Annotated in this window: 17 protein-coding genes; 13 read left to right on the forward strand and 4 right to left on the reverse strand. The window is 67.7% G+C overall.

Annotated elements, in window-relative coordinates; all coding sequences use genetic code 11:
* The first annotated feature begins 49 nt into the window (after positions 1-49).
* From alr to tsaD, 5 genes are read left to right on the forward strand one after another with little or no spacing between them, the layout of a single operon-like run.
* On the forward strand, positions 50-1,270 hold the full coding sequence (alr, locus tag AC1DDO_RS09545; protein ID WP_476866623.1) for an alanine racemase: 1,221 nt from the start codon (positions 50-52) through the stop codon (positions 1,268-1,270).
* Positions 1,267-1,968, forward strand: coding sequence for a tRNA (adenosine(37)-N6)-threonylcarbamoyltransferase complex ATPase subunit type 1 TsaE (gene tsaE / locus AC1DDO_RS09550; RefSeq protein WP_476971785.1), 702 nt, complete (start codon positions 1,267-1,269; stop codon positions 1,966-1,968). Before alr ends, tsaE begins: the two co-directional genes overlap by 4 nt.
* A complete protein-coding gene (gene tsaB / locus AC1DDO_RS09555) occupies positions 1,968-2,639 on the forward strand; it encodes a tRNA (adenosine(37)-N6)-threonylcarbamoyltransferase complex dimerization subunit type 1 TsaB (protein WP_476866621.1) in 672 nt (223 codons plus the stop codon). Before tsaE ends, tsaB begins: the two co-directional genes overlap by 1 nt.
* A gap of 53 nt (positions 2,640-2,692) precedes the next feature.
* Positions 2,693-3,160, forward strand: a complete 468-nt coding sequence (rimI, locus tag AC1DDO_RS09560) for a ribosomal protein S18-alanine N-acetyltransferase (protein ID WP_476866814.1) — start codon at positions 2,693-2,695, stop codon at positions 3,158-3,160.
* On the forward strand, positions 3,157-4,272 hold the full coding sequence (gene tsaD / locus AC1DDO_RS09565) for a tRNA (adenosine(37)-N6)-threonylcarbamoyltransferase complex transferase subunit TsaD (protein ID WP_476971786.1): 1,116 nt from the start codon (positions 3,157-3,159) through the stop codon (positions 4,270-4,272). Before rimI ends, tsaD begins: the two co-directional genes overlap by 4 nt.
* A 68-nt stretch (positions 4,273-4,340) precedes the next feature.
* Here tsaD and AC1DDO_RS09570 read toward each other — a convergent pair whose 3' ends face one another.
* The gene (locus tag AC1DDO_RS09570) at positions 4,341-5,492 is read right to left on the reverse strand and encodes a glutamate--cysteine ligase (RefSeq protein WP_476971787.1); all 1,152 of its coding nucleotides are present in this window, start codon (positions 5,490-5,492) and stop codon (positions 4,341-4,343) included.
* A 296-nt stretch (positions 5,493-5,788) separates the two neighbouring features.
* Here AC1DDO_RS09570 and AC1DDO_RS09575 point away from each other — a divergent pair, with 296 nt between their 5' ends.
* On the forward strand, positions 5,789-6,622 hold the full coding sequence (locus AC1DDO_RS09575; protein ID WP_476866618.1) for a shikimate 5-dehydrogenase: 834 nt from the start codon (positions 5,789-5,791) through the stop codon (positions 6,620-6,622).
* Positions 6,623-6,664: 42 nt separating this feature from the next.
* Here AC1DDO_RS09575 and AC1DDO_RS09580 read toward each other — a convergent pair whose 3' ends face one another.
* Entirely contained in the window at positions 6,665-7,897 is a 1,233-nt protein-coding gene (locus tag AC1DDO_RS09580) for a class I SAM-dependent methyltransferase (RefSeq protein WP_476866617.1), read from the reverse strand.
* A 66-nt stretch (positions 7,898-7,963) separates the two neighbouring features.
* On the opposite strand from AC1DDO_RS09580, the gene AC1DDO_RS09585 reads away from it, so the two are divergent.
* From AC1DDO_RS09585 to AC1DDO_RS09600, 4 genes are all read left to right on the forward strand, one after another.
* Entirely contained in the window at positions 7,964-8,398 is a 435-nt protein-coding gene (locus AC1DDO_RS09585; protein ID WP_476866616.1) for a hypothetical protein, read from the forward strand.
* 452 nt (positions 8,399-8,850) lie between these two features.
* Positions 8,851-9,147 (forward strand): co-chaperone GroES, encoded by a 297-nt coding sequence (gene groES, locus AC1DDO_RS09590; protein ID WP_028275747.1) that lies wholly within the window; start codon positions 8,851-8,853, stop codon positions 9,145-9,147.
* An 80-nt stretch (positions 9,148-9,227) separates the two neighbouring features.
* Positions 9,228-10,838 carry a chaperonin GroEL gene (gene groL / locus AC1DDO_RS09595; protein ID WP_223980133.1) on the forward strand — a complete coding sequence of 537 codons (1,611 nt, stop codon included), beginning with the start codon at positions 9,228-9,230 and terminating at the stop codon, positions 10,836-10,838.
* Between the two features lie 250 nt (positions 10,839-11,088).
* A complete protein-coding gene (locus AC1DDO_RS09600) occupies positions 11,089-13,167 on the forward strand; it encodes an acyltransferase family protein (protein ID WP_476866615.1) in 2,079 nt (692 codons plus the stop codon).
* Between the two features lie 47 nt (positions 13,168-13,214).
* Here AC1DDO_RS09600 and AC1DDO_RS09605 read toward each other — a convergent pair whose 3' ends face one another.
* Positions 13,215-13,436: a DUF389 domain-containing protein gene (locus AC1DDO_RS09605; protein WP_476866614.1), complete on the reverse strand. Its 222-nt coding sequence runs from the start codon at positions 13,434-13,436 to the stop codon at positions 13,215-13,217.
* A gap of 679 nt (positions 13,437-14,115) precedes the next feature.
* Between AC1DDO_RS09605 and AC1DDO_RS09610 the strand changes: the two genes are divergently transcribed.
* From AC1DDO_RS09610 to AC1DDO_RS09620, 3 genes are all read left to right on the forward strand, one after another.
* Positions 14,116-16,206: an acyltransferase family protein gene (locus AC1DDO_RS09610; RefSeq protein ID WP_476866613.1), complete on the forward strand. Its 2,091-nt coding sequence runs from the start codon at positions 14,116-14,118 to the stop codon at positions 16,204-16,206.
* 214 nt (positions 16,207-16,420) lie between these two features.
* Entirely contained in the window at positions 16,421-17,932 is a 1,512-nt protein-coding gene (gene guaB / locus AC1DDO_RS09615; protein ID WP_476866612.1) for an IMP dehydrogenase, read from the forward strand.
* Between the two features lie 169 nt (positions 17,933-18,101).
* A complete protein-coding gene (locus AC1DDO_RS09620; RefSeq protein ID WP_476866611.1) occupies positions 18,102-19,952 on the forward strand; it encodes an ABC transporter ATP-binding protein in 1,851 nt (616 codons plus the stop codon).
* Here AC1DDO_RS09620 and AC1DDO_RS09625 read toward each other — a convergent pair.
* Entirely contained in the window at positions 19,939-20,571 is a 633-nt protein-coding gene (locus tag AC1DDO_RS09625; RefSeq protein WP_476866610.1) for a hypothetical protein, read from the reverse strand. The two genes, AC1DDO_RS09620 and AC1DDO_RS09625, sit on opposite strands and share 14 nt — an antisense overlap.
* Between the last annotated feature and the right edge of the window lie 41 nt (positions 20,572-20,612).

Here is a 20,612-nt window from a genome sequence, read left to right on the forward strand (position 1 = left end):
ACCTGCCCGCGGATTATTCGGCCCGCGGCGCCGCGCCTAGAATCGTTAAGTGACTTACCAAGCATCAACAGGCGAACTCCTGCCCGGTTCGGCGGCAGTGCCGGCCCACGCTGAGGAACGCTCGGCAGTAATCGACCTCGACGCCATCCGACACAACGTCCGCCACATCGCTGCAGTGGCCTCACCCGCGCAGGTGATGGCCGTGGTCAAGGCCGACGCCTACGGGCACGGCGCCGTCCAAGTGGCCCGGGCGGCACTCGGCGCGGGCGCCAGCTGGCTGGGCGTCGCCCACATTTCCGAGGCCCTCGCCCTGCGCGCCGCCGGGATTGAGGCGCCGCTGCTGGCCTGGCTGCACACCCCGGACAGTAACTTCGGCGCCGCGGTGGCCGCCGGCATCGACATCGGCTGCTCGGGCTGGGAACTGGACCGGATTGTCGCCGCCGCCCGCGAACAGGAACGGCCCGCCCGCGTCCACCTGAAGGTCGACACCGGGCTCGGCCGCAACGGCGCCACTCTCGACACCTGGGACAGCCTGGTGGGCGAGGCCATGGAATACCAGGACCAGGGCCTGCTCCGGGTCGTGGGGATCTTCTCCCACCTGGCCGTCGCCGACGAACCGGAACGGCCCGAAACCGATGACCAGCTCGCCGCGTTCCGGCAGGTCCTCGCCATCGCCCAGGACGCCGGCGTGGACCCCGAGGTCCGCCACCTGGCCAACACCCCGGCCACCCTTTCCCGGCCGGACACCCATTTTGACCTGGTCCGCGTGGGGCTGGGCCTGTACGGGCTGTCCCCCTTCGAGGGACAACGCCCGGCCGAACTTGGGCTTCGCCCGGCCATGACCGTCCGCACCGTGGTGTCGCACTGCAAGGACGTGCCCGCTGGGCAAGGCGTTTCCTACGGGCTGAACTACCGCACCGACGGGGTCAGCACCCTCGGACTCATCCCGCTGGGCTACGCCGACGGCGTGCCGCGCATCGCCACCGGCGGCCCGGTTCGGGTCGAGGGCGTGAACTATCCGGTGGTGGGGCGTATCGCGATGGACCAGATGGTGATCGACCTCGGACCGCGCCATGTGGCGTCCGGGGGCCAGAGTATCCTCGGGGCCGAGGCGGTGCTGTTCGGCGACGGCGCCGACGGCGGACCTACGGCGGATGACTGGGCCCGGGCCGCCGGCACCAACAACTACGAAATCGTCACCCGGATCAGCCCCCGGGTGCCGCGGCGCTACCTTCACGAAGAACCCTCCACCGTCGAAGAGCGGCCGTGAGCAGGCCAGCGTGGGAACGAAGCCTTGAGGTCCGGACGGCGGCGGAGACGCACGCGCTCGCCGCAGCCCTCGGCGCCGTCCTGGAACCGGGAGACCTGCTGGTCCTGACCGGCGAGCTTGGTGCCGGCAAGACCACCTTCACGCAGGGACTGGGGGAGGGGCTGGGCGTGCGGTCAGGCATCATTTCGCCGACGTTCGTCCTGGTGCGCATCCACCCCAATCTGCCTGGCGGACCCCGGCCCGGTGGTCCGGACCTGGTGCATGTGGACGCCTACCGGCTGGAGTCGGCCGCCGAAATCGATGACATCGACCTTGAAAACACCATGGACAGCGCCGTGACGGTGGTCGAGTGGGGCCGCGGCCGGGTTGAACACCTGAGCGAGAGCCGGCTCGAGGTGGAACTGCACCGCCCCCGCGGCGGCGCCGCCTGCGTGCCCGCCGTGACGCACCCCGCCGGCGCACCCCAGGCGCCCGCCGATCCCTCAGCCGATCCCAGCGTGCTGGACTTTGACACGGACGACGACGACGAACCACGGTCCGTCGTGATCCGCGGCTTCGGCCCGCGCTGGGCCCAAGCCCCGGCGCTGCCCGGCGGCGAGACCCTGTCGAAGGGCGGTTCCCTGCCCGGCGCCGAGACCCTGCCTGAGCCGCAGCCAGACCCACTGACCGCGCCCCAGACCCCGGAACGGAACTCCTGATGCTCATCCTCGCCATCGACACCTCGGCCGTCGCCAGCGCCGCGCTGGTCTCCGATGACGCGCCGGAATCGTTGCTCGCCAGCTTCGCCACCGAGGATACGCGCACCCACGCTGAGGTCCTGGCCCCGGGGATCGACGGACTCCTGGCCGAGGCCGGAGTCAGCGGGAGCGACGTCGACGCAATCGTCACCGGCGTAGGTCCCGGACCGTTCACGGGGCTGCGCTCCGGGATCGTCACCGCCCGCACGCTTGCCTTTGTCTGGGGGAAGCCGCTTTACGGGGTCATGAGCCTGGACGCGATCGCCCTGGAAGTGGCCGAATCCACCGACTCGGCCGCGGAGTTCATTGTGGCCACCGATGCGCGCCGCAAGGAGGTCTACTGGGCCCGGTACACCTTCGCCGATGCCCAGCTGCCGCACCTGGCAGACGGCCCGCACGTGGGCTTCGCCGCGGACCTGCCGGATCTGCCGGTCTATGGCGCCGGGGCCGGAATCTACTCCGACGTCGTCAAGGCGGTCGCCGAATTCAGCACCCGGCAGCCGGAGGCCCTCTCCCTGGGCCAGTTCGCACTCGCCCGGCTCGCCGCGGGCGAACAGCTCCTGGACTCCACGCCCCTGTACCTGCGCGAGTCCGATGCCCAGGTGCCCGGACCCCGGAAGCGTGCCCTGTGAGCGCGGAACACACCACACCGCCCAGGCTGCCCGGCGGGGTCACCCTGCGCGACATGGACGCCGCGGACATCCCCGCCGTCCACGAACTGGAGCGCCGGCTGTTTCCCGTGGATGCCTGGCCGCTGCAGATGTTCCACGACGAGCTGGCGCAGGCCGACACCCGCCGCTACCTCGTAGCGGAGATCCACGGCGGGATCGTAGGCTACGCCGGGCTCATGTGCATCGAACCGATCTCCGACGTCCAGACCATCGCCGTCGTGCCCGAGCAGGAAGGCAGGGGCATCGGCTCGGCGCTGCTCACCGAGCTGATCGTGGAGAGCAAACGCCGGCGCGCCCAGGACGTGCTGCTGGAGGTCAGGGCGGACAACCCCCGCGCCCAGCAGCTCTACCGGCGCTTCGGTTTTGAACAGATCCACATCCGCCCCCGCTACTACCGCGACGGCGTCGACGCCCTGATCATGCGGCTCCAGCTGCCCCGCGAACCGCTCAGCCCCCAGCCAGAGGAAGCAGGCCGACCTTGAACCGCACCCAGCCACTCGTGCTCGGCATCGAGTCCTCCTGTGACGAGACCGGCGTCGGCATCGTCCGGGGGACCGCCCTGCTGACGAACACCGTCTCGTCCTCCATGGACGAGCACGTCCGCTTCGGCGGCGTGATTCCCGAGATCGCCTCCCGCGCCCACCTCGACGCCTTCGTCCCCACCCTCGAGGAAGCGCTGGCGGAGGCGGCCGTGTCGCTGGCCGACATTGACGCGATCGCCGTCACCTCCGGCCCTGGCCTGGCAGGGGCGCTGATGGTGGGGGTATGCGCGGCCAAGGCGCTCGCCGTCGCCACCGGCAAACCGCTTTACGCCATCAACCACCTGGTCGCGCATGTCGGCGTCGGGCTCCTCCAGAACGGCGCCGGCACAATGGCTCCGGCCGGCGAACCGTCCCAGCAGCCGCCGCTGGCGCTGCCGGAGAACATGGGCGCGCTCCTGGTGTCCGGCGGCCACACCGAGATCCTGCGGATCAGGAGCATTACGGACGACGTCGAGTTGCTGGGTTCCACGATCGACGACGCCGCCGGCGAAGCCTACGACAAGGTGGCGCGGCTCCTGGGCCTGGGCTATCCGGGCGGTCCGGCCATCGACAAGCTCGCGCGCACCGGCAACGCGAAGGCCATCCGGTTCCCGCGCGGCCTGACCCAGCCCAAGTACATGGGGACCGCCGAGGAGCCCGGGCCGCACCGTTACGACTGGTCCTTCAGCGGGCTCAAGACCGCCGTCGCCCGCTGCGTGGAGCAGTTCGAGGCGCGCGGCGAGGCCGTTCCCGTCGCGGACATCGCCGCGGCTTTCCAGGAAGCCGTGGTGGACGTCATTACCTCCAAGGCTGTGCTGGCCTGCCGCGAAAACGGCATCACCGAGGTCCTCCTGGGCGGGGGCGTCGCCGCGAACTCGCGGCTGCGCCAGCTCACCGAACAGCGCTGCCGTGCCGCCGGGATCCGGCTGACGGTGCCGCCGCTGCCGCTGTGCACGGACAACGGCGCCATGGTGGCCGCACTCGGGGCACAACTGGTCATGGCCGGGGTGGAACCGAGCGGGATCGGATTTGCCCCGGACTCCTCGATGCCGGTCACGACGGTTTCCGCCTGATCCTTCGACCGAGCGAAGCTTCGACCGGCTGAAACTACGCCTCCATGGAGGCTGTTGGCGCGCAGAACCTAGGCGTCGGGCCCCTGCCGCATCTGCTTGACCAGATCCAGGACGACGGCGCGCAGGTCCCCGCCGTGCTCGGCGGCCACCCGGCGCTGACGCTGGTAGCCGGCGCCACGCTGGATGATCTTCTCGACGTCGGCCAGCTCGGCGCTGCAGCCCAGCTTCGCCGCGACGGGCTCAAGCCGCTTGAGGGTCTCGCGCAGGTGCTCCGTGACGAGCTGCTCGTTGCCTTCGGCGTCGAGGATGATGATTGCCTCCAGGCCGTACCGGGCCGCCCGCCACTTGTTTTCCTGGACGTGCCACGGCGGCATGGTGGGAATGGTGCCGCCGTTCTCCAGCGTGGTGGAAAATTCGTCGACAAGGCACTGCGTCAATGCAGCGATGGCCCCGACGTCCTCAAGGGTCGCCAGGCCGTCGCAGATGCGCATCTCGATGGTGCCGAGGGCCGGGACGGGCCGGATGTCCCAGCGGATCTCGGAGAGCGTGTCGATCACACCCGTGGTGAACATGTCCTGCACGTAGGATTCGTAATCCTCCCAGCTGGCGAACTGGAACGGCAGCCCGGCGGTGGGCAGCTGCTGGAACATCAGGGCACGGTGCGAGGCGTAGCCGGTGTCCTCGCCACCCCAGAACGGGCTGGAGGCCGAGAGCGCCTGGAAGTGCGGGAAGTAGTTGACCAGGCCGTCCAGAACCGGAAGGACTTTGTCCCGGCTGTCCAGCCCGACGTGCACGTGGACGCCATAGATGACCATCTGCCGGCCCCACCATTGGGTCCGGTCAATGAGCTTGGCGTAGCGTTCTTTGTCCGTGACGGGCTGCAGCTGGGGCGGGCTGAACGGATGGCTCCCGGCGCAGAAGACCTCCACGCCCATGGGATCGGTGACATCCCGGACAGCCGCGAGGGAGCTGTTCAGGTCCGCCTTGGCTTCGGCGACGGTGGTGCAGATGCCCGTGACGAGTTCCACGGTGTTCAGCAGCAGTTCCTGCTTGATGTGCGGGTGCTCGTCGTCCTCGTTGAGTTCGGGGTGCCGGGAAGCGACTCCGCGGAGCACCTGGTTCGCCACGGAGGCGAGTTCGCCGGTTTCGGCGTCGACGAGCGCCAGCTCCCATTCCACGCCCAGAGTCGACTGCTTGGATGAAGCGAACTCGATCTTCATGTGGTCCCTTCACTGTTTTGCTGTCACTGGCCGTGGTCCTGATGGGACATGCGCTGGCTGATACCCTCGGACGCGCCCCTGGACGTGCCACCGGCGGTGCCACATGCCATTCCCACACCAGGGCGCCGGCCGGGAGGGCTGGCAGGGCTACGGGTGGTCCAAGTCTAGTGCAGGGGCAGCCCCGGGACGGTGCCTAAGTTACCGCTGGTGCGTGAGTGTGTTCACAAACGTTGCTGGATACTGACGGTTTGCGTGGCGGCCGCGGGACCGGACCCGTCCTGGCGTTTAATGGAGCTGTGCCCATTCTGAACAAAGACATGACCCTGTGTATCTCGCTCTCGGCCCGGCCCAGCAACAACGGGACGCGCTTCCATAACCACCTGTATGAGCAGTTGGGCCTGAACTGGATCTACAAGGCCTTCGCCCCCACCGACCTCGCCCAGGCGATCGCCGGCGTGCGCGGCCTCGGCATCCGCGGCTGCGCGGTGTCCATGCCCTACAAAGAAGACGTGATCGCCCTCGTGGACGTCATGGACCCTTCGGCGAAGGCCATCGATTCGGTCAACACCATCGTCAACGACGCCGGCCGGCTCACGGCCTACAACACCGACTACACGGCAATCGAGCAGCTCCTGCAGCGCAACGCCGTGCCCACCGACTACTCGGTGCTGGTCCTGGGCTCCGGCGGCATGGCCAAGGCCACCGTGGCCGCGCTGCGGGATGCCGGCTTCAAGGACGTGACCGTCGTTGCCCGCAACGAAGCCTCCGGCCGCGCCCTGGCCGACCAGTACGGGTTCGGCTGGAGCGCGGAACTGGGCTCCGCGGAGTCCGGCAAGGGCACGGCCGACATGATCATCAACATAACCCCGATCGGTATGGCCGGCGGACCGGACGCCGAGTCGTTGTCCTTCCCGCAGGAGACGATCGACGCCGCGAAGGTGGTGTTCGACGTCGTCGCCCTCCCGGCCGAGACGCCGCTCATCAAGGCCGCCCGCGCGGCCGGCAAGAGTGTGATCACGGGCGCCGAGGTGGCCACGATCCAGGCGCTGGAGCAGTTCGTGCTCTACACCGGGATCCGTCCCACGGATGAACAGGTCAGGGCCGCCGAGGACTTCATGCGGGCCCAGTAGCTGCCGCGGTGCCCCAAAACCGGCGCCTGCGCGCCGACGGGGCTAGACGGGCTCCACCGAGATGGCCACCCGGTCCTCGCCGATCCTGGTGAGGACCAGGGTGGCTGATTTCTTGCCCTTCGCCTTGGAACCGGCCGGTTTTCCGCCGGGCAGGAGCTGCTTGCGCAGCTCCTCCGGCGTGACGGCCGTGCCGCGCTTCTTAATGTCCAGGACTCCGATTCCGTGCTCCTTGACCCAGGACTTGAGGGCCTTGACGTTGAAGGGCATCACTTCGAGGACCTTGTAGGCCTTGGCGAACGGCGTATCGCGCAGATCCGGGGCACAGATGTAGGCGATGTGCTCGTCCACGAGGTGTCCGCCCAGCTGGAGGGCGACGTCGGCCACCAGCCCGGCGCGGATGACCGCGCCGTCGGGCTCGTACAGATACCCCTCCACGGGACCCACGGGCGCCGCCGGGCCGCCGTCGAAGTCCTCGGCGCTGGTGAGTTCGGCAGCACCCTGCGGGCCGAGCAGGAGGGCCGCGCGCCGCACCCCGGGACGCCGCACCGCGTTGAACCACAGGGCCACCTCGGTCACGTCCCCGCCGACCGAGACCCACTGGGCCTCGCAACCCGCGGGCACGGAATCGTGCGGCATGCCCGGCCCCATCTTCACCCCGACGGCGCGGCCGGAGCCGGCCAGCGACTCCGCGAAGGACAGCGGAGGGGAGAAATCCTCCGGATCCCAGATCCGTTGGGTTCCCGATGTCGACGTGGTGCGCCGGGCCGGGTCGAGCCAGACGCCGTCGACCCCGTCGAGCGGCACCGCGGTGGCATCCGAATGGACCACCGTGGCATTGCGGAACGGGATCAGGTTCATGGTGGCGCAGGCTGCCGTGGCCTCGTCCATTTCCACCGCGGTGACCACCAGATCCAGGGACGCCAGGGCCATTGCATCGGCCCCCAGCCCGCAGCCCAGGTCAGCGACGTGGCCGATCCCGGCCTCCGCGAACCGCTGCGCGTGCCGTGCCGCGACGGTGAGCCTGGTGGCCTGCTCCAGGCCGGCCTTGGTGAAGATCATCTGCCGGGCGAATTCGCCGAATTTGGCCTCGGCCTTGGTCCGCAGCCTGGATTGCGTGAGCACGGCCGAGACGAGCTCGGGGGAGTGGCCGGCCTTGCGCAGCGCGGCGGTGAGGCGGAAGGCCTCGTCCTCGCGGTACGGGCCCAGCGACGCCAGCAGCTCCCAGCCCTCGGGGGTGAGGATCGGGGCAATATTTTCCTGCGGTGCGTCAGTCATGCCATCCAGCGTAGTTGAGCCCCGCCGGCACGCTGTGACCGGACCACGGGGGCTAGGCTTGACGGCATGGAAGACAGCGGCACAGGCGACAGCATCTCAGAGGACACAGCCGGGCAGAACACAGCCGGATACGACGACGACGGGCAGGAGCGCACGAGCCCGCAGGGGCTGGCCCGCTACGCCAAGCCGGCGCTGATCGCCGGCGCTGTGATCGCCGTCGTCTGCATCGCCTTGCTGGTGATCATTTTCTTCCTCGATTCCTTCAATGCCACCGTGTATTCGGTGGGCGGCAAGAACGTCCAGGACGCCACGGACGAGGCGCGGGCCATCCGCGACACCTATTCCGGTGCCCGGCTCGGCGGCATCATCTTCCTGATCGCGGGCGTGCTCCTCGCCGCTGCCGGCGCCGTGCTGACGTACCGGCACCGAAATGACGAGGGCCAGGACGCCGACCCGGACGACGGCGAGGACGTCGACTTCGAAGACCTCGCCGGCCAGTAGCCGCAGGCCGGTTCCCGCGTCCGGGGTGGTGCTAACGTGCATCCCCCGGGCGGGACATGCCCGTTTCTCGGTTCGAACAATGGGCATGTCCCCTGTGGCAGGGCTAATGCGTTGCACATGTCCACGGCCCGGCTCTACCAATGAGCATGATGCCCGGGTGCCCACGGGCCGCGACGAAGAATGGGCATGTCCCGCGAGAAGGCCCGGACCCGGCGGCGAAGAATGGGCATGTCCCGTGGGAAAACATGTTCACCCGGAACGAATTTCTGGCACTCGCCTTGACCGAGTGCTAACCATGTACATAGAGTCGTCATTAGCACTCTCCCTAGGAGGGTGCTAACACATGAAGCGCGTTCCGCCAGGCTCGCTGCCGGCACCGCGACGACGGTCTGTGCGCCATGGCATCGCCGCTTCATAGTCCACGAATTTGCTGACGAAAAGGAGAGGTCCGAGTGTCGGTCTCTATTAAGCCTCTTGAGGATCGTATTGTTGTCCGCCCGCTCGAAGCCGAGCAGACCACGGCTTCCGGCCTGGTTATCCCGGACTCCGCGCAGGAGAAGCCGCAGGAAGGCGAAGTTGTTGCAGTAGGCCCCGGCCGCTTCGATGACAACGGCAACCGCGTTCCCGTTGACGTTGCCGTCGGCGACGTCGTCATTTACTCCAAGTACGGTGGAACCGAAGTCAAGACCGGCGGCACCGAGTACCTCGTGCTCTCCGCCCGCGACGTTCTGGCGATCGTCGTAAAGTAACTCTCTTGGACCCCCGCGCAGCCGATCCTTCGCATTGAATGGATCAGTTGCGCGGGGTTCTGTCTTGAAAGGACAAAACCATGGCAAAGCAGCTTGCGTTTAACGACGCTGCCCGCCGGTCGCTTGAAGCCGGCATCGATAAGCTCGCCAACACCGTCAAGGTCACGCTGGGCCCGCGCGGCCGCAACGTCGTACTGGACAAGAAGTGGGGCGCCCCCACGATCACCAACGACGGCGTGACGATCGCCCGTGAAATCGAGCTGGACGACCCCTACGAGAACCTTGGCGCGCAGCTTGCCAAGGAGGTCGCCACCAAGACCAACGATGTTGCCGGTGACGGCACCACCACCGCCACCGTTCTGGCCCAGGCCCTGGTCAAGGAAGGCCTGCGCAACGTGGCTGCAGGTGCCGCACCGGGCGAGATCAAGCGCGGCATTGAGGTTTCGGTCGAGGCCGTCGCCGCCCGCCTGCTGGAGAACGCGCGCCCCGTCGAAGGCACGCAGGTTGCCAACGTTGCCGCCATCTCCGCCCAGAGCGACGAGGTCGGCGAGCTGCTGGCCGAGGCGTTCGGCAAGGTCGGCAAGGATGGTGTGATCACCATTGAGGAGTCCTCCACCACGCAGACCGAACTGGTCCTCACCGAGGGCATGCAGTTCGACAAGGGCTACCTGTCCCCGTACTTCGTCACCGACGCGGAACGCCAGGAGGCAGTCCTCGAGGACGCCCTGATCCTGATCAACCAGGGCAAGATCTCCTCGGTGCAGGACTTCCTGCCGCTGCTGGAAAAGGCGCTGCAGAGCTCCAAGCCGCTCTTCATCATCGCCGAAGACGTCGAGGGCGAGGCCCTGTCCACGCTGATCGTCAACCGCATCCGCGGCACCCTGAACGTCGTCGCCGTCAAGGCGCCGGGCTTCGGCGACCGCCGCAAGGCCATGCTGCAGGACATCGCCACGCTCACCGGCGCCCAGGTTGTCTCCCCGGAGCTGGGCCTGAGCCTGGACACCGTTGGCCTTGAGGTGCTCGGCACCGCACGCCGCATCACGGTCACCAAGGACAACACCACGATCGTCGACGGCGCCGGTTCGGCCGAGGACGTCGCCGCCCGTGTTGCCCAGCTGCGCGCCGAGCTGACCCGCACCGATTCGGACTGGGACAAGGAAAAGCTGCAGGAACGCCTGGCCAAGCTGGCCGGCGGCATCGGCGTGATCAAGGTCGGCGCTGCCACCGAGGTTGAGCTGAAGGAAAAGAAGCACCGCATCGAGGACGCCGTGTCCTCGACCCGCGCCGCCCTCGAAGAAGGCATCGTGGCAGGCGGAGGCTCCGCCCTCATCCACGCGCTGAAGGCGCTTGACGAGGACGCTGCGGTCCAGGCCCTCGAAGGCGACGCGGCTGCCGCCGTCGGCATCGTCCGCCGGGCCCTGACCCAGCCGCTGCGCTGGATCGCCCAGAACGCCGGCTTCGACGGCTATGTTGTCGTTGCCAAGGTGGCCGAATCCGCCGTGAACCAGGGCTTCAACGCCAAGTCCGGCGAATACGAAGACCTGATCGCCGCCGGCGTGATCGACCCCGTCAAGGTGACCCGCGCGGCTCTGCGCAACGCGGCCTCCATCGCGGCCCTGGTCCTCACCACGGAAACCCTCGTGGTGGAGAAGCCGGCTGACGAAGACGAGCACGCAGGGCACAAGCACTAAGCTCAGCCCGAGTAGAACGGACGGCCCGGCATCCTTGCCGGGCCGTCCTTTTTTCTGCCGCCGCATCTTCGGCGTCGCCGGGCTCGCGTTCGCCCCACCCCCGCCTCGACGCGTCCCCTTGCCAGGCCTTCACTGGAAATTCCCAACTTGGCATGCCTCAATGGAGGTCTATGGCCTCGACGGCGATTGGCCATGAAAATTACGTTTTGGTAACATGGACGCTTTGGTTATCTGGTTGAGGGGTTGTTCTATGACACAGCAAAGGACCCTGCCCCTGCCTGCCCGCCACAGTGCCGCGCACAGGGCGGGCCAAAGCGCCGAACGCAAGGACGGCCGAAAGTCCACGTTCAGGCCCGAAATCCAAGGGCTCCGGTCCCTGGCCGTCCTGATGGTCATGAGCTACCACATCTGGCTCGGCCGGGTCTCCGGTGGCGTGGACGTATTCCTTTTGATCTCGGCGTTCCTCATGACGCTGCAGTTCGTCGGCCGCTACGAGCAGGGCCGCCCCATGGCCCTCCTCAAACATTGGCTGCACCTGTTCCGGCGCCTCGTCCCGGCTGCCGTCACCGTCCTGGTGGCCGTACTCGCCGCGAGCATCCTCTTCCTGCCCCGGACCCGCTGGCTGGAAGTCATCAACCAGGGCTGGGCCTCCCTGTTCTACGCCGAGAACTGGCTCCTGCAATCCCAGGCCACGAACTACTACGCCTCGGACCACAGCCAGGCCAGCCCCTTCCAGCACTTCTGGTCCCTCTCGATCCAGGGGCAGATCTTCATCCTCTGGCCGCTCATCTTCGCAGGGGCGGCGCTCCTCGCCAGGCGCTTCAAGCTCCGCTACCGCGTGCTGCTGTGCTACATATTCGCCGTCGTTTTCCTGGCTTCTCTTGCCTACTCAATTGTCTTCACCCAGGCGAGCCAGACCGAGGCGTACTTCGACACCTGGGCACGGCTGTGGGAGTTTGCCCTCGGCACCCTCGTGGCTTTGGCCCTTCCCTCCATGCGGTTGTCCCGGGGCTGGCGGCTGGCACTTGGCTGGCTGGGTATTGTGGCCATGCTCAGCTGCGGCATCCTCCTGAATGTCCAGGCCTCCTTCCCCGGCTACGTGGCACTCTGGCCCACTCTGGCCGCAGCGTGTGTCATCGCCGCCGCCCAGTCCGGCAGCAAGCTCGGCGTCGACCGGATCCTCAGCTCCAAGCCCCTCGTCAGGCTGGGCGATATCTCCTACGCCCTGTACCTGTGGCACTGGCCGGTCCTGGTCATCGCGCTGGCCGCGACGGACAGGGACCACGCGGGCCCGATCGCGGGCGCCGTCATCGTCGCCGTTTCGCTGGTTCTCGCATATCTCACCACCCGCTTCGTCGAGAAACCCTGGCGGGAATGGAAGTGGCCGGAGGTGCGCCGGCGTCGGGCCGGCGTGGCCATCGCAGCGGCCGTGACAATCGCCGCCGTGCCGCTCGCCGGCTGGCAGCTCCAGATCAATTACGCCATGGCGGCCGCCTCGAGCCAGGCCTGGGCCAACAATCCCGGTGCCCGGTCCCTGGACCCCGGCTACGTCGACGGCTCTGACAAATCCGCCCCGCTGCTTCCCACCCTGGCCACGGCCGCGGAAGAATGGCCCCAGTACGCGGGCGGCTGCACCGCGGATGAGAAGGAACTCACGAACGTCTGCAACAACGGCAAGGAACATGCCGCCAAGACCGTCCTGATCATCGGCAACTCCCATGCCCACGTGTGGGCGACCCCCATCCTGGCGATGGCCGAGAAGTACGGCTGGCGGGTGGAGGCCATCACCAAGGGCTACTGCCCGGTGACGGTGGGCCCGGCCAACGGGCTCTCGGACGGCTGCCTGGACTTCAACAAGGACACGCTGAAGAAGGTGCTCGAGATGAAGCCGGATGTCGTGGTAACAACCAGCACCCGGACTGACCCGGAGCCGAGCAACACCGAGTTCATGGACCCGGGGTGGGTTCCGCCGATCAAGTCCATCAACGACGCCGGCATCCCCGTCGTCGCGCTGCGGGACACCCCGCGCATGCACGAGGCCGTCCCCGCGTGCCTCGAGAAGAATCCCGACAACTACGCCGCCTGCGGATCGACCACTGCCGAGAACTATCAGGCCGCTTCGCCCGACGCTGCCGTGGCCGCGCAGTTGCCTGCCACTAAGTTCCTCGACTTCAGCCGGTACTTCTGCCAGGACGATGTCTGCCCGGCCGTCATCGGCAACGTGATGGTCTACAAGGATGACAACCATGTCACCCGGACCTACATGGAGAGCCTCGCCCCGGACTTCGAGACCGAGTTCATGGCAGCAACCGGCTGGAAGGCCGGGTAGGGGCCGCGGCTGTCCTTCCCGGCCGGCTGCGGGCACCCAGCCGGCCGTCAGTGCCGTGAGCGGTCGGCCGTGAGCCGCAGCCGCATTGCGGCATCCGGCGGCAGCCGCTTGGTCACAAGACGATAAAAAACCAGGACCCCGACGGCGGCCACCACGATTCCCACAAGGTTCAGGAAAAGCTGGAGCGCGGAGCCGGCCGCCTTTTGATACTCGCCCAGGACCAGAGCCACGGCCACAAACCCGGCCGCCGGCACCGTGGTGACCGACATGAAAACTCCGATCAGCGCGGCCGAGCGCCGGCTGGAAGCCGACACTGAGGGCCAGCGCCGCGTCGCGTCCGAGCGTGCGCTGGCGCCGGACCACGGCCACGGCCAGCGCAGCCAGCGGCCCGAACTCCGGGCCCACGGCCATGGCACCGACGATCGCAATCGTCTAGTTCGTCACGATGCCGATGGCCGCCAGCTGGGTCGCCAGGACCAACAAGGAGAAAAGTCCACGTCAGGCGCGAATCTTCGCCGGTCTGCCGGGACACCTCGTCCCAGGTCACAGCGTCCGCGCCCTCGCCGGGTGCCTCCGCCTCCGCCCGGTCGGACCGGTCCGAGAGCACCAGGTCAGGCTCGAGGACCGAAATCGATCCCTGCTGCTGGACATCGAGGACGTGGAGCTTCTCCACCAGCGCCTCCACGGATTCGCGCGCCAGCAGGACTTGGACCACGTCCCCGGGCGGCAACACGGATGCACCATTGGCCAGCGCGACCTCCGAGACGCCGACGTGACTTGTTCAACTTTCGACAACAACTCCGGACAACTCACCGGGGACACAAATGCGCAGCTGCACGATCACTTAGCAGAGCCTATGGAGGGCTTCCGAGGGGCATCCGGCAATTGGCCAAGAAAGTTACGTTTCGGTAACATTGATGTTTTAGAAGCCGGCCTGAAGGGTTACTAGTGTCGATCTCGCGAACCACAGCCACCCCGCCAACAGCGGATGCGGGTTCACGGACGAGCCGGAAAACAAGTTACCGTCCCGAGGTCCAGGGCCTGCGCGCCCTCGCGGTGCTCATGGTCGTCACCTACCACGTGTGGCTGGGCCGGGTCTCCGGCGGCGTGGACATCTTCCTGCTCATTTCGGCATTCCTGATGACGCTCAGCTTCACGCGGAAGGTCGAAAGTGGTGCGCCGCTCCGGCTGCTGCACCACTGGCTGCATCTGCTCAAGCGCCTCCTGCCCGCCGTCGTCGTGGTGGTTCTCGGCGTCCTCGCCGGCACCTGGGCCATCCTGCCGCAGAGCCGCTGGCCCGACGTCCTGGACCAGGCCTGGGCCTCCCTGCTGTACCGGCAGAACTGGCTCCTGGCCGACAGCGCCGTGGATTACTACGCCCAGGACCACTCCGGCGCGAGCCCGCTGCAGCACTTCTGGTCGCTCTCGATCCAGGGCCAGGTGTTCGTGCTCTGGCCGCTCGTGTTCGCCGGCATGGCACTTCTTGCCGGCCTGCTCCGTCGGCTGCGCCGGACCGGCCAGGTCCATGTCCTGCTGCGTTACCGCTCGCTGCTGGCCGCGGCCTTCGGCGCCATCTTCGCAGGGTCCCTGGCCTACTCGATCCAGCAGACCGCCACCAACCAGGCCCACGCCTACTTCGATACCGGCGCCCGGCTCTGGGAGTTTGCCCTCGGCTCGCTGCTTGCCCTCGCCCTGCCTTACCTGAAGCCGGGCAGGATGCTGCGCGTGGTGCTGGGCTGGGCCGGCCTGGTGGCCATGCTCTCCTGCGGGCTCCTGCTGACCGTGGACCGTTCGTTCCCCGGATTCATCGCGCTGTGGCCCACGCTGGCCGCCGCCGCGATCATCACCGCCGGTCAGAGCGGCAGCCGCTTCGGCGTCGACCGCTTCCTGACCTGGAAGCCCCTGGTGGCACTGGGGGACAACTCCTATGCGCTCTACCTTTGGCACTGGCCGCTGCTGGTCTTGGCCCTCGCGGGGGCGGGCATCACGGCGCCAAACCTGTTCCAGGGGCTGTGCATCGTGGCCGCATCCCTTGTCCTGGCAGTGCTCACCACGCGCTTTGTCGAGAAGCCGCTGCGCGAGTGGCACTGGCCGAAGCGGCGCGCCTGGCGCACCGCCGTCGTGATTGCCGCCTGCGGTGCCTTGATGGCGGGTCCGGTCTCGGTGTGGCAGAGCCAACTCGTCGCCGACGAGGCGGAGGCGGCCTCCCAGCCCAGGGAGCTGACCCCCGGCGCTGCCGCCCTGGCGCCGGAAAACGCCGGCAAGCCCACGCCGGAGGCGAAGATCATCCCCGCGCCGGCCGCGATGAAGAATGAGTGGGCCGACATCGATGGCCTGTGCACGGACGAAAACACCACCAGCGACCCGCTGCTGCAGGGCTGCCTGCAGAACAACAAGCCGGACAAGGTCAAGAAGCGGATCGTGGTGCTCGGTGACTCGCACGCCCAGCAGTACATGGCGGCGCTCGGACCCATCGCGAAGAGCCACGACTGGGAAGTGGTCACGCTCCTGAAGGGCAACTGCCGCTTCGGCGGGGAGTCCCTGGAACGGGACGCTGACTGCAACGCCTTCAACAGCGCCAGCACGCAGTACGTCCTGGACCACCGCCCCGACGCCGTGTTCACGGTGGCGTCCCTGACGCACAAGGATGCGCCGTTCGAGACCGAAGTGCCGCAATACCTGGAGGGCATCAAACCCTTCACCGACGCCGGCATGGACGTGGTGGGCATCCGCGACAACCCCCGCTTCAATGTCAACATGCCCGAGTGCGTCCAGAAGAACGGCAAGGACGCCACCGAGTGCAAAGTGCCGGTGCAGGAATCGCTTGCGGGGTCCTCGCCACTGGATGCCTACCGCGGCCAGGTGCCCCGGCTGTCCCTCATGGACATGAGCGATTTCATCTGCGCCGACGGGACCTGCCCCGCGGTGGTCGGCAACGTGTACGTCTACAAGGACGACAACCACCTGACCAAGACATACGTGCAGACCATGATCCCCATGTTCGAAAAACGGCTGCTCGCCGCCACCGGCTGGAAATAGGCCCCGGCGCTCCCGGCGGAGCCTCGCGGGCATGGGACTGCTCACATTCGCGCCCACATTACCGCCCCGGAATATGGCTATCGCCGCCAAGGTTCTACTATTTATTCAACACTTCTGCATGACCTTCTGCACAGGCCAGACCCGTAATGACGGGCTGGTCATCAGTTGCAACCCCTACCCGTGAACCCCGTAACCCAAGGTAAGAGGCGCACTCATGACCGAGCCCGAACACAATCCCTTCGCCCTCATCGGCCTGACCTACGACGACGTCCTGCTCCTGCCAGGCCACACCGACGTGATCCCCTCGGAGGCGGACACGTCCTCGCGCATCTCCAAGCGCATCACCGTCCAGACTCCGCTGCTTTCGGCCGCGATGGACACCGTCACGGAGTCCCGCATGGCCATCGCCATGGCACGCCAGGGCGGCCTCGGCGTCGTGCACCGCAACCTCTCCATCGCCGACCAGGCCGATCAGGTGGACCGGGTCAAGCGCAGCGAATCCGGCATGATCACCAACCCGCTGACCATCGGCCCCGAGGCCACGCTCGCCGAGCTGGACGAGATCTGCGCCCGCTACCGCGTCTCCGGCCTTCCGGTCGTGGACGAAGGCAACAGGCTCCTGGGTATTGTCACCAACCGCGACACCCGCTTCGTGCCCGAATCCGACTTCCCGCTCCGGCTGGTCAGCGACGTCATGACCAAGATGCCGCTCGTCACAGGACACGTCGGCATCAGCCGCGAGGAAGCCTCGCACAAGCTGGCCACGAACAAGATCGAAAAGCTCCCGCTCGTTGACGAGCAGGGCCGGCTCAAGGGCCTGATCACCACCAAGGACTTCACCAAGGCCGAGCAGTACCCGCTCGCCACCAAAGACGAGGAAGGGCGCCTGCGCGTTGGCGCCGCGATCGGCTTCTTCGGCGACGGCTGGGAGCGTGCCATGACGCTCATCGACGCCGGCGTGGACGCCCTGTTCGTGGACACCGCCAACGGCCACTCCCAGGGCGTGCTGGAGATGATCCGCCGGCTCAAATCCGATCCCGTAGCCGCGCACGTGGACATCATCGGCGGCCAGGCCGCCACCCGCGAGGGCGCCCAGGCCCTGATCGACGCCGGTGCCGACGGCATCAAGGTCGGCGTCGGTCCCGGGTCCATCTGCACCACCCGCGTGGTGGCAGGCGTCGGCGTCCCGCAGATCACCGCCATCTACGAGTCCGCGAAGGCGGCCATCCCGGCCGGCGTTCCGCTGATCGCCGACGGCGGCCTGCAGTACTCCGGCGACATCGGCAAGGCGCTCGTCGCCGGCGCCGACACCGTGATGCTCGGCTCCCTCCTGGCCGGTTGCGACGAATCCCCGGGCGACCTGATCTTCGTCAACGGCAAACAGTTCAAGAGCTACCGCGGCATGGGCTCCCTGGGCGCCATGCAGACCCGCGGCAAGAACACCTCCTACTCCAAGGACCGCTATTTCCAGGCCGACGTCTCCGGCGATGACAAACTCATCCCCGAAGGCATCGAGGGCCGGGTCGCCTACCGCGGGCCGCTGTCGTCCGTGGCGTACCAGCTGGTCGGCGGCCTCCGCCAGACCATGTTCTACACCGGAGCCCCGACAATCCCCGAGCTGAAGGCACGCGGCAAGTTCGTCCGCATCACCGCCGCCGGGCTCAAGGAATCGCACCCGCACGACATCCAGATGACGGTCGAAGCCCCGAACTACGGTTCGCGCTAAGACCGCCACGGCGTGAACCGGGTGAGCCCGCTGAAACCACAGTTTCGGCGGGCTCACCCGTTTCCGGACTCACCCGGTTCCGGGTGCGGCCGGTTCCCGCGCCAATGCCGGGCCGTTCCGGCGGGGCACTGCCCGCGCCGGCTCCGGATCCCGGAACTAGGCTGGAGGCATGTCCGAACTCCTGCCGGCACGCGAGCCCAAACGCAAGCTCGCGCTCAGGCCCTACGCCCGGGCCGTGGCCCAGGTTCTGCGCGTGAGCTTCCGCGCCTCGCCGGCCGCCGTCGTCATGAAGGTCCTCGGCTCGCTGATCTCGGCCGTCCTGCCGCTGGTCACGACGTACTTTGCCGCGCTGACCACCACGTCCCTGGCCGCCGCCTACGCGGGCAACGCCGCCGCCGGCAGCCAGGCCATCATCTACGTCATCATCACCGCGGTACTCGGGCTCTTTTGGGGATCGTTCAGCAGCCTGGACCGCTACATCCAGCAGCTGATGAGCTTCCGGGTCGGCGCGATCGTCGGGGACCTCATGTACGAGCGCTTCCTGACCCTGGACTTCTGGCGCTACGACGACAAGGAGACCGTGGACCTGTACGACCGGGCCAAACGCTTCTCCGACTCCTATGCCCGGGTGCTGGACCGGATCGCGGCCATCTTCACCCAGCTGGTGTCCGTGTTCCTGGCCATCGGCGCGCTGCTGCTGGTCAGCTGGTGGATCGCCGTGATCGTCCTGGTGGCGATCGTGCCCAGCGTCTACCTGCAGTTCAAGCTCTCCCGCGAACAGATCGCGCACTGGAACACCCAGGTCGATTCGCGCAGGCAGCGCAGGATGATCGAGACCAACCTCCTGCGCCCGCAGCACATCGCAGAGATGCGGCTCTACGGGATCGTCGGCCACCTGATGGGACTGCGGTCCCGGCTGCGCGACGCCGACGAAAAGCGCCGGCTGGACTTCCAGAAACGTTACATTCCCAGGCAGCTCGCGGCCGATGCCCTGCAATACGGCGCCGAGGTGGTCTCGCTGATCTGGGTGGTGGGCCAGATCATCGCCCGGGCCCAGCCGGTGGGGCAGTTCCTCTATGTCCAGCAGATCGTCAGCCGCGCCCTGTCCACCGCCAACAACCTCGTCTCCTCGCTCAGCTCGATCGATGAGGACCTGGCCAACCTCAAGGACTACGAGCTGTTCATGGCGCTGCCCGTGAAGTCGGACCACGCGCCGCCCCTGCTGCGGGCGCCGGAGACGGTGGAACTGCGCGACATCCGTTTCACCTACACCGGCAGCGAACTGGAAGTGATCCGGGGTATTTCAATGACCATCAGGCAGGGCCAGCACATCGCGATCGTGGGGGAGAACGGCGCCGGCAAGTCCACCCTGATCCGTATCCTGGCCGGGTTGTACCGTCCCGATTCCGGGCAGGTGATGCTCGACGGCATGGACCTCGCCGCCGTCGACGTCACGTCCTGGCACCGGCACCTGGCGGTGCTCAGCCAGGAGTTCCTGAAATACGAATTCGCCACCGCGGCGGAGAACATTTTCTTCGGCGACGTCGATTCGCCGCGCGACGACGGACGGATCCGCCGTTCCGCCGCGGATGCCGAGGCCCTGGAATTCCTCAACAAGCTGCCCAACGGCCTGGACAACCACGTCAGCAACTGGATGGAGGATCCGCGCGGCCGGAAGGGGTCCGGCCTGTCCGGCGGCCAGTGGCAGCGCCTGGCAATGGCGCGGAACTTCTACCGCGGCGCCACGTTCATGGTGATGGACGAGCCGACGTCGGCCATCGATGCTCTGGCGGAGCACCGGATCTTCACCCGGCTTTTCGCCGACCGCAGCAGCACCATCATCGCCATCAGCCACCGGCTCGCCACGATCGAGAAGGCTGACGTCGTCTACATGCTGGAGGACGGCCGCATCGTCGAACAGGGCACCCACAAGGAACTCGTGGCGCTCCGCGGCCGCTACTTCCGGATGTTCGAGTCCCAGCTGAGCGTCCCGGACGCCGAGAACGTCAGCGGGGAGTGAGCGGGGCTCCCTCGATGGTGGTCCGCACGCGGGCCAGGCTGGGTTCGGGCGGGACACTGCTGAAGCCGAAGCCGACGGCGGGCCGGACGGCGGCGAGCGGTCCGGCGTCGTCGCCCTCCCAGCTGACGGCGGCGGCGTCGATCCGGTGCAGATCGGTGACCCCGTAATACTCCCGCCGGCCGCCCTTGGCCGTGCCTGCGGTGCGCGCGCCGGGGACTATGAGGGCCGCCACGGGGCTGACCGCGCGCAGCCAGCGCGGATCCACCGCCAGGGCCCGGGGGAGCCGCCGGGCCACGGCACCGAGCCGGGTGCGGGACCCGAGCCGGGCACGGATCCGCAGCGGACCGGCGTCGACGGCGAGCTGCCCGGCCTCACAGGCGGAGGCCACGGGCAGGATGCGGGTTTCGTCGAAGTTGTAGACCGCGCCGATGAAGTCGCCGGCCTCGACACTTGGAGCGAGCAGGATCCGGTGGCCCGACGGCAGCTGGACCATCGCATCGGTGAAGGGCCCAAACGGGGACCGCATCCACAGGCCCACCACCGCGCGCAGGCCCGATCGGGTGCCGATCCCGGCAACGTGTCCCTCGAAAATCCAGCGCTGTCCGTGTCGCCAAAGCATGACGCCACAGTACGTCGAAGCGGCGCCCCGCGTCTGCTGGG

The sequence above is a fragment of the Arthrobacter sp. 10N43 genome, from assembly GCF_056394525.1.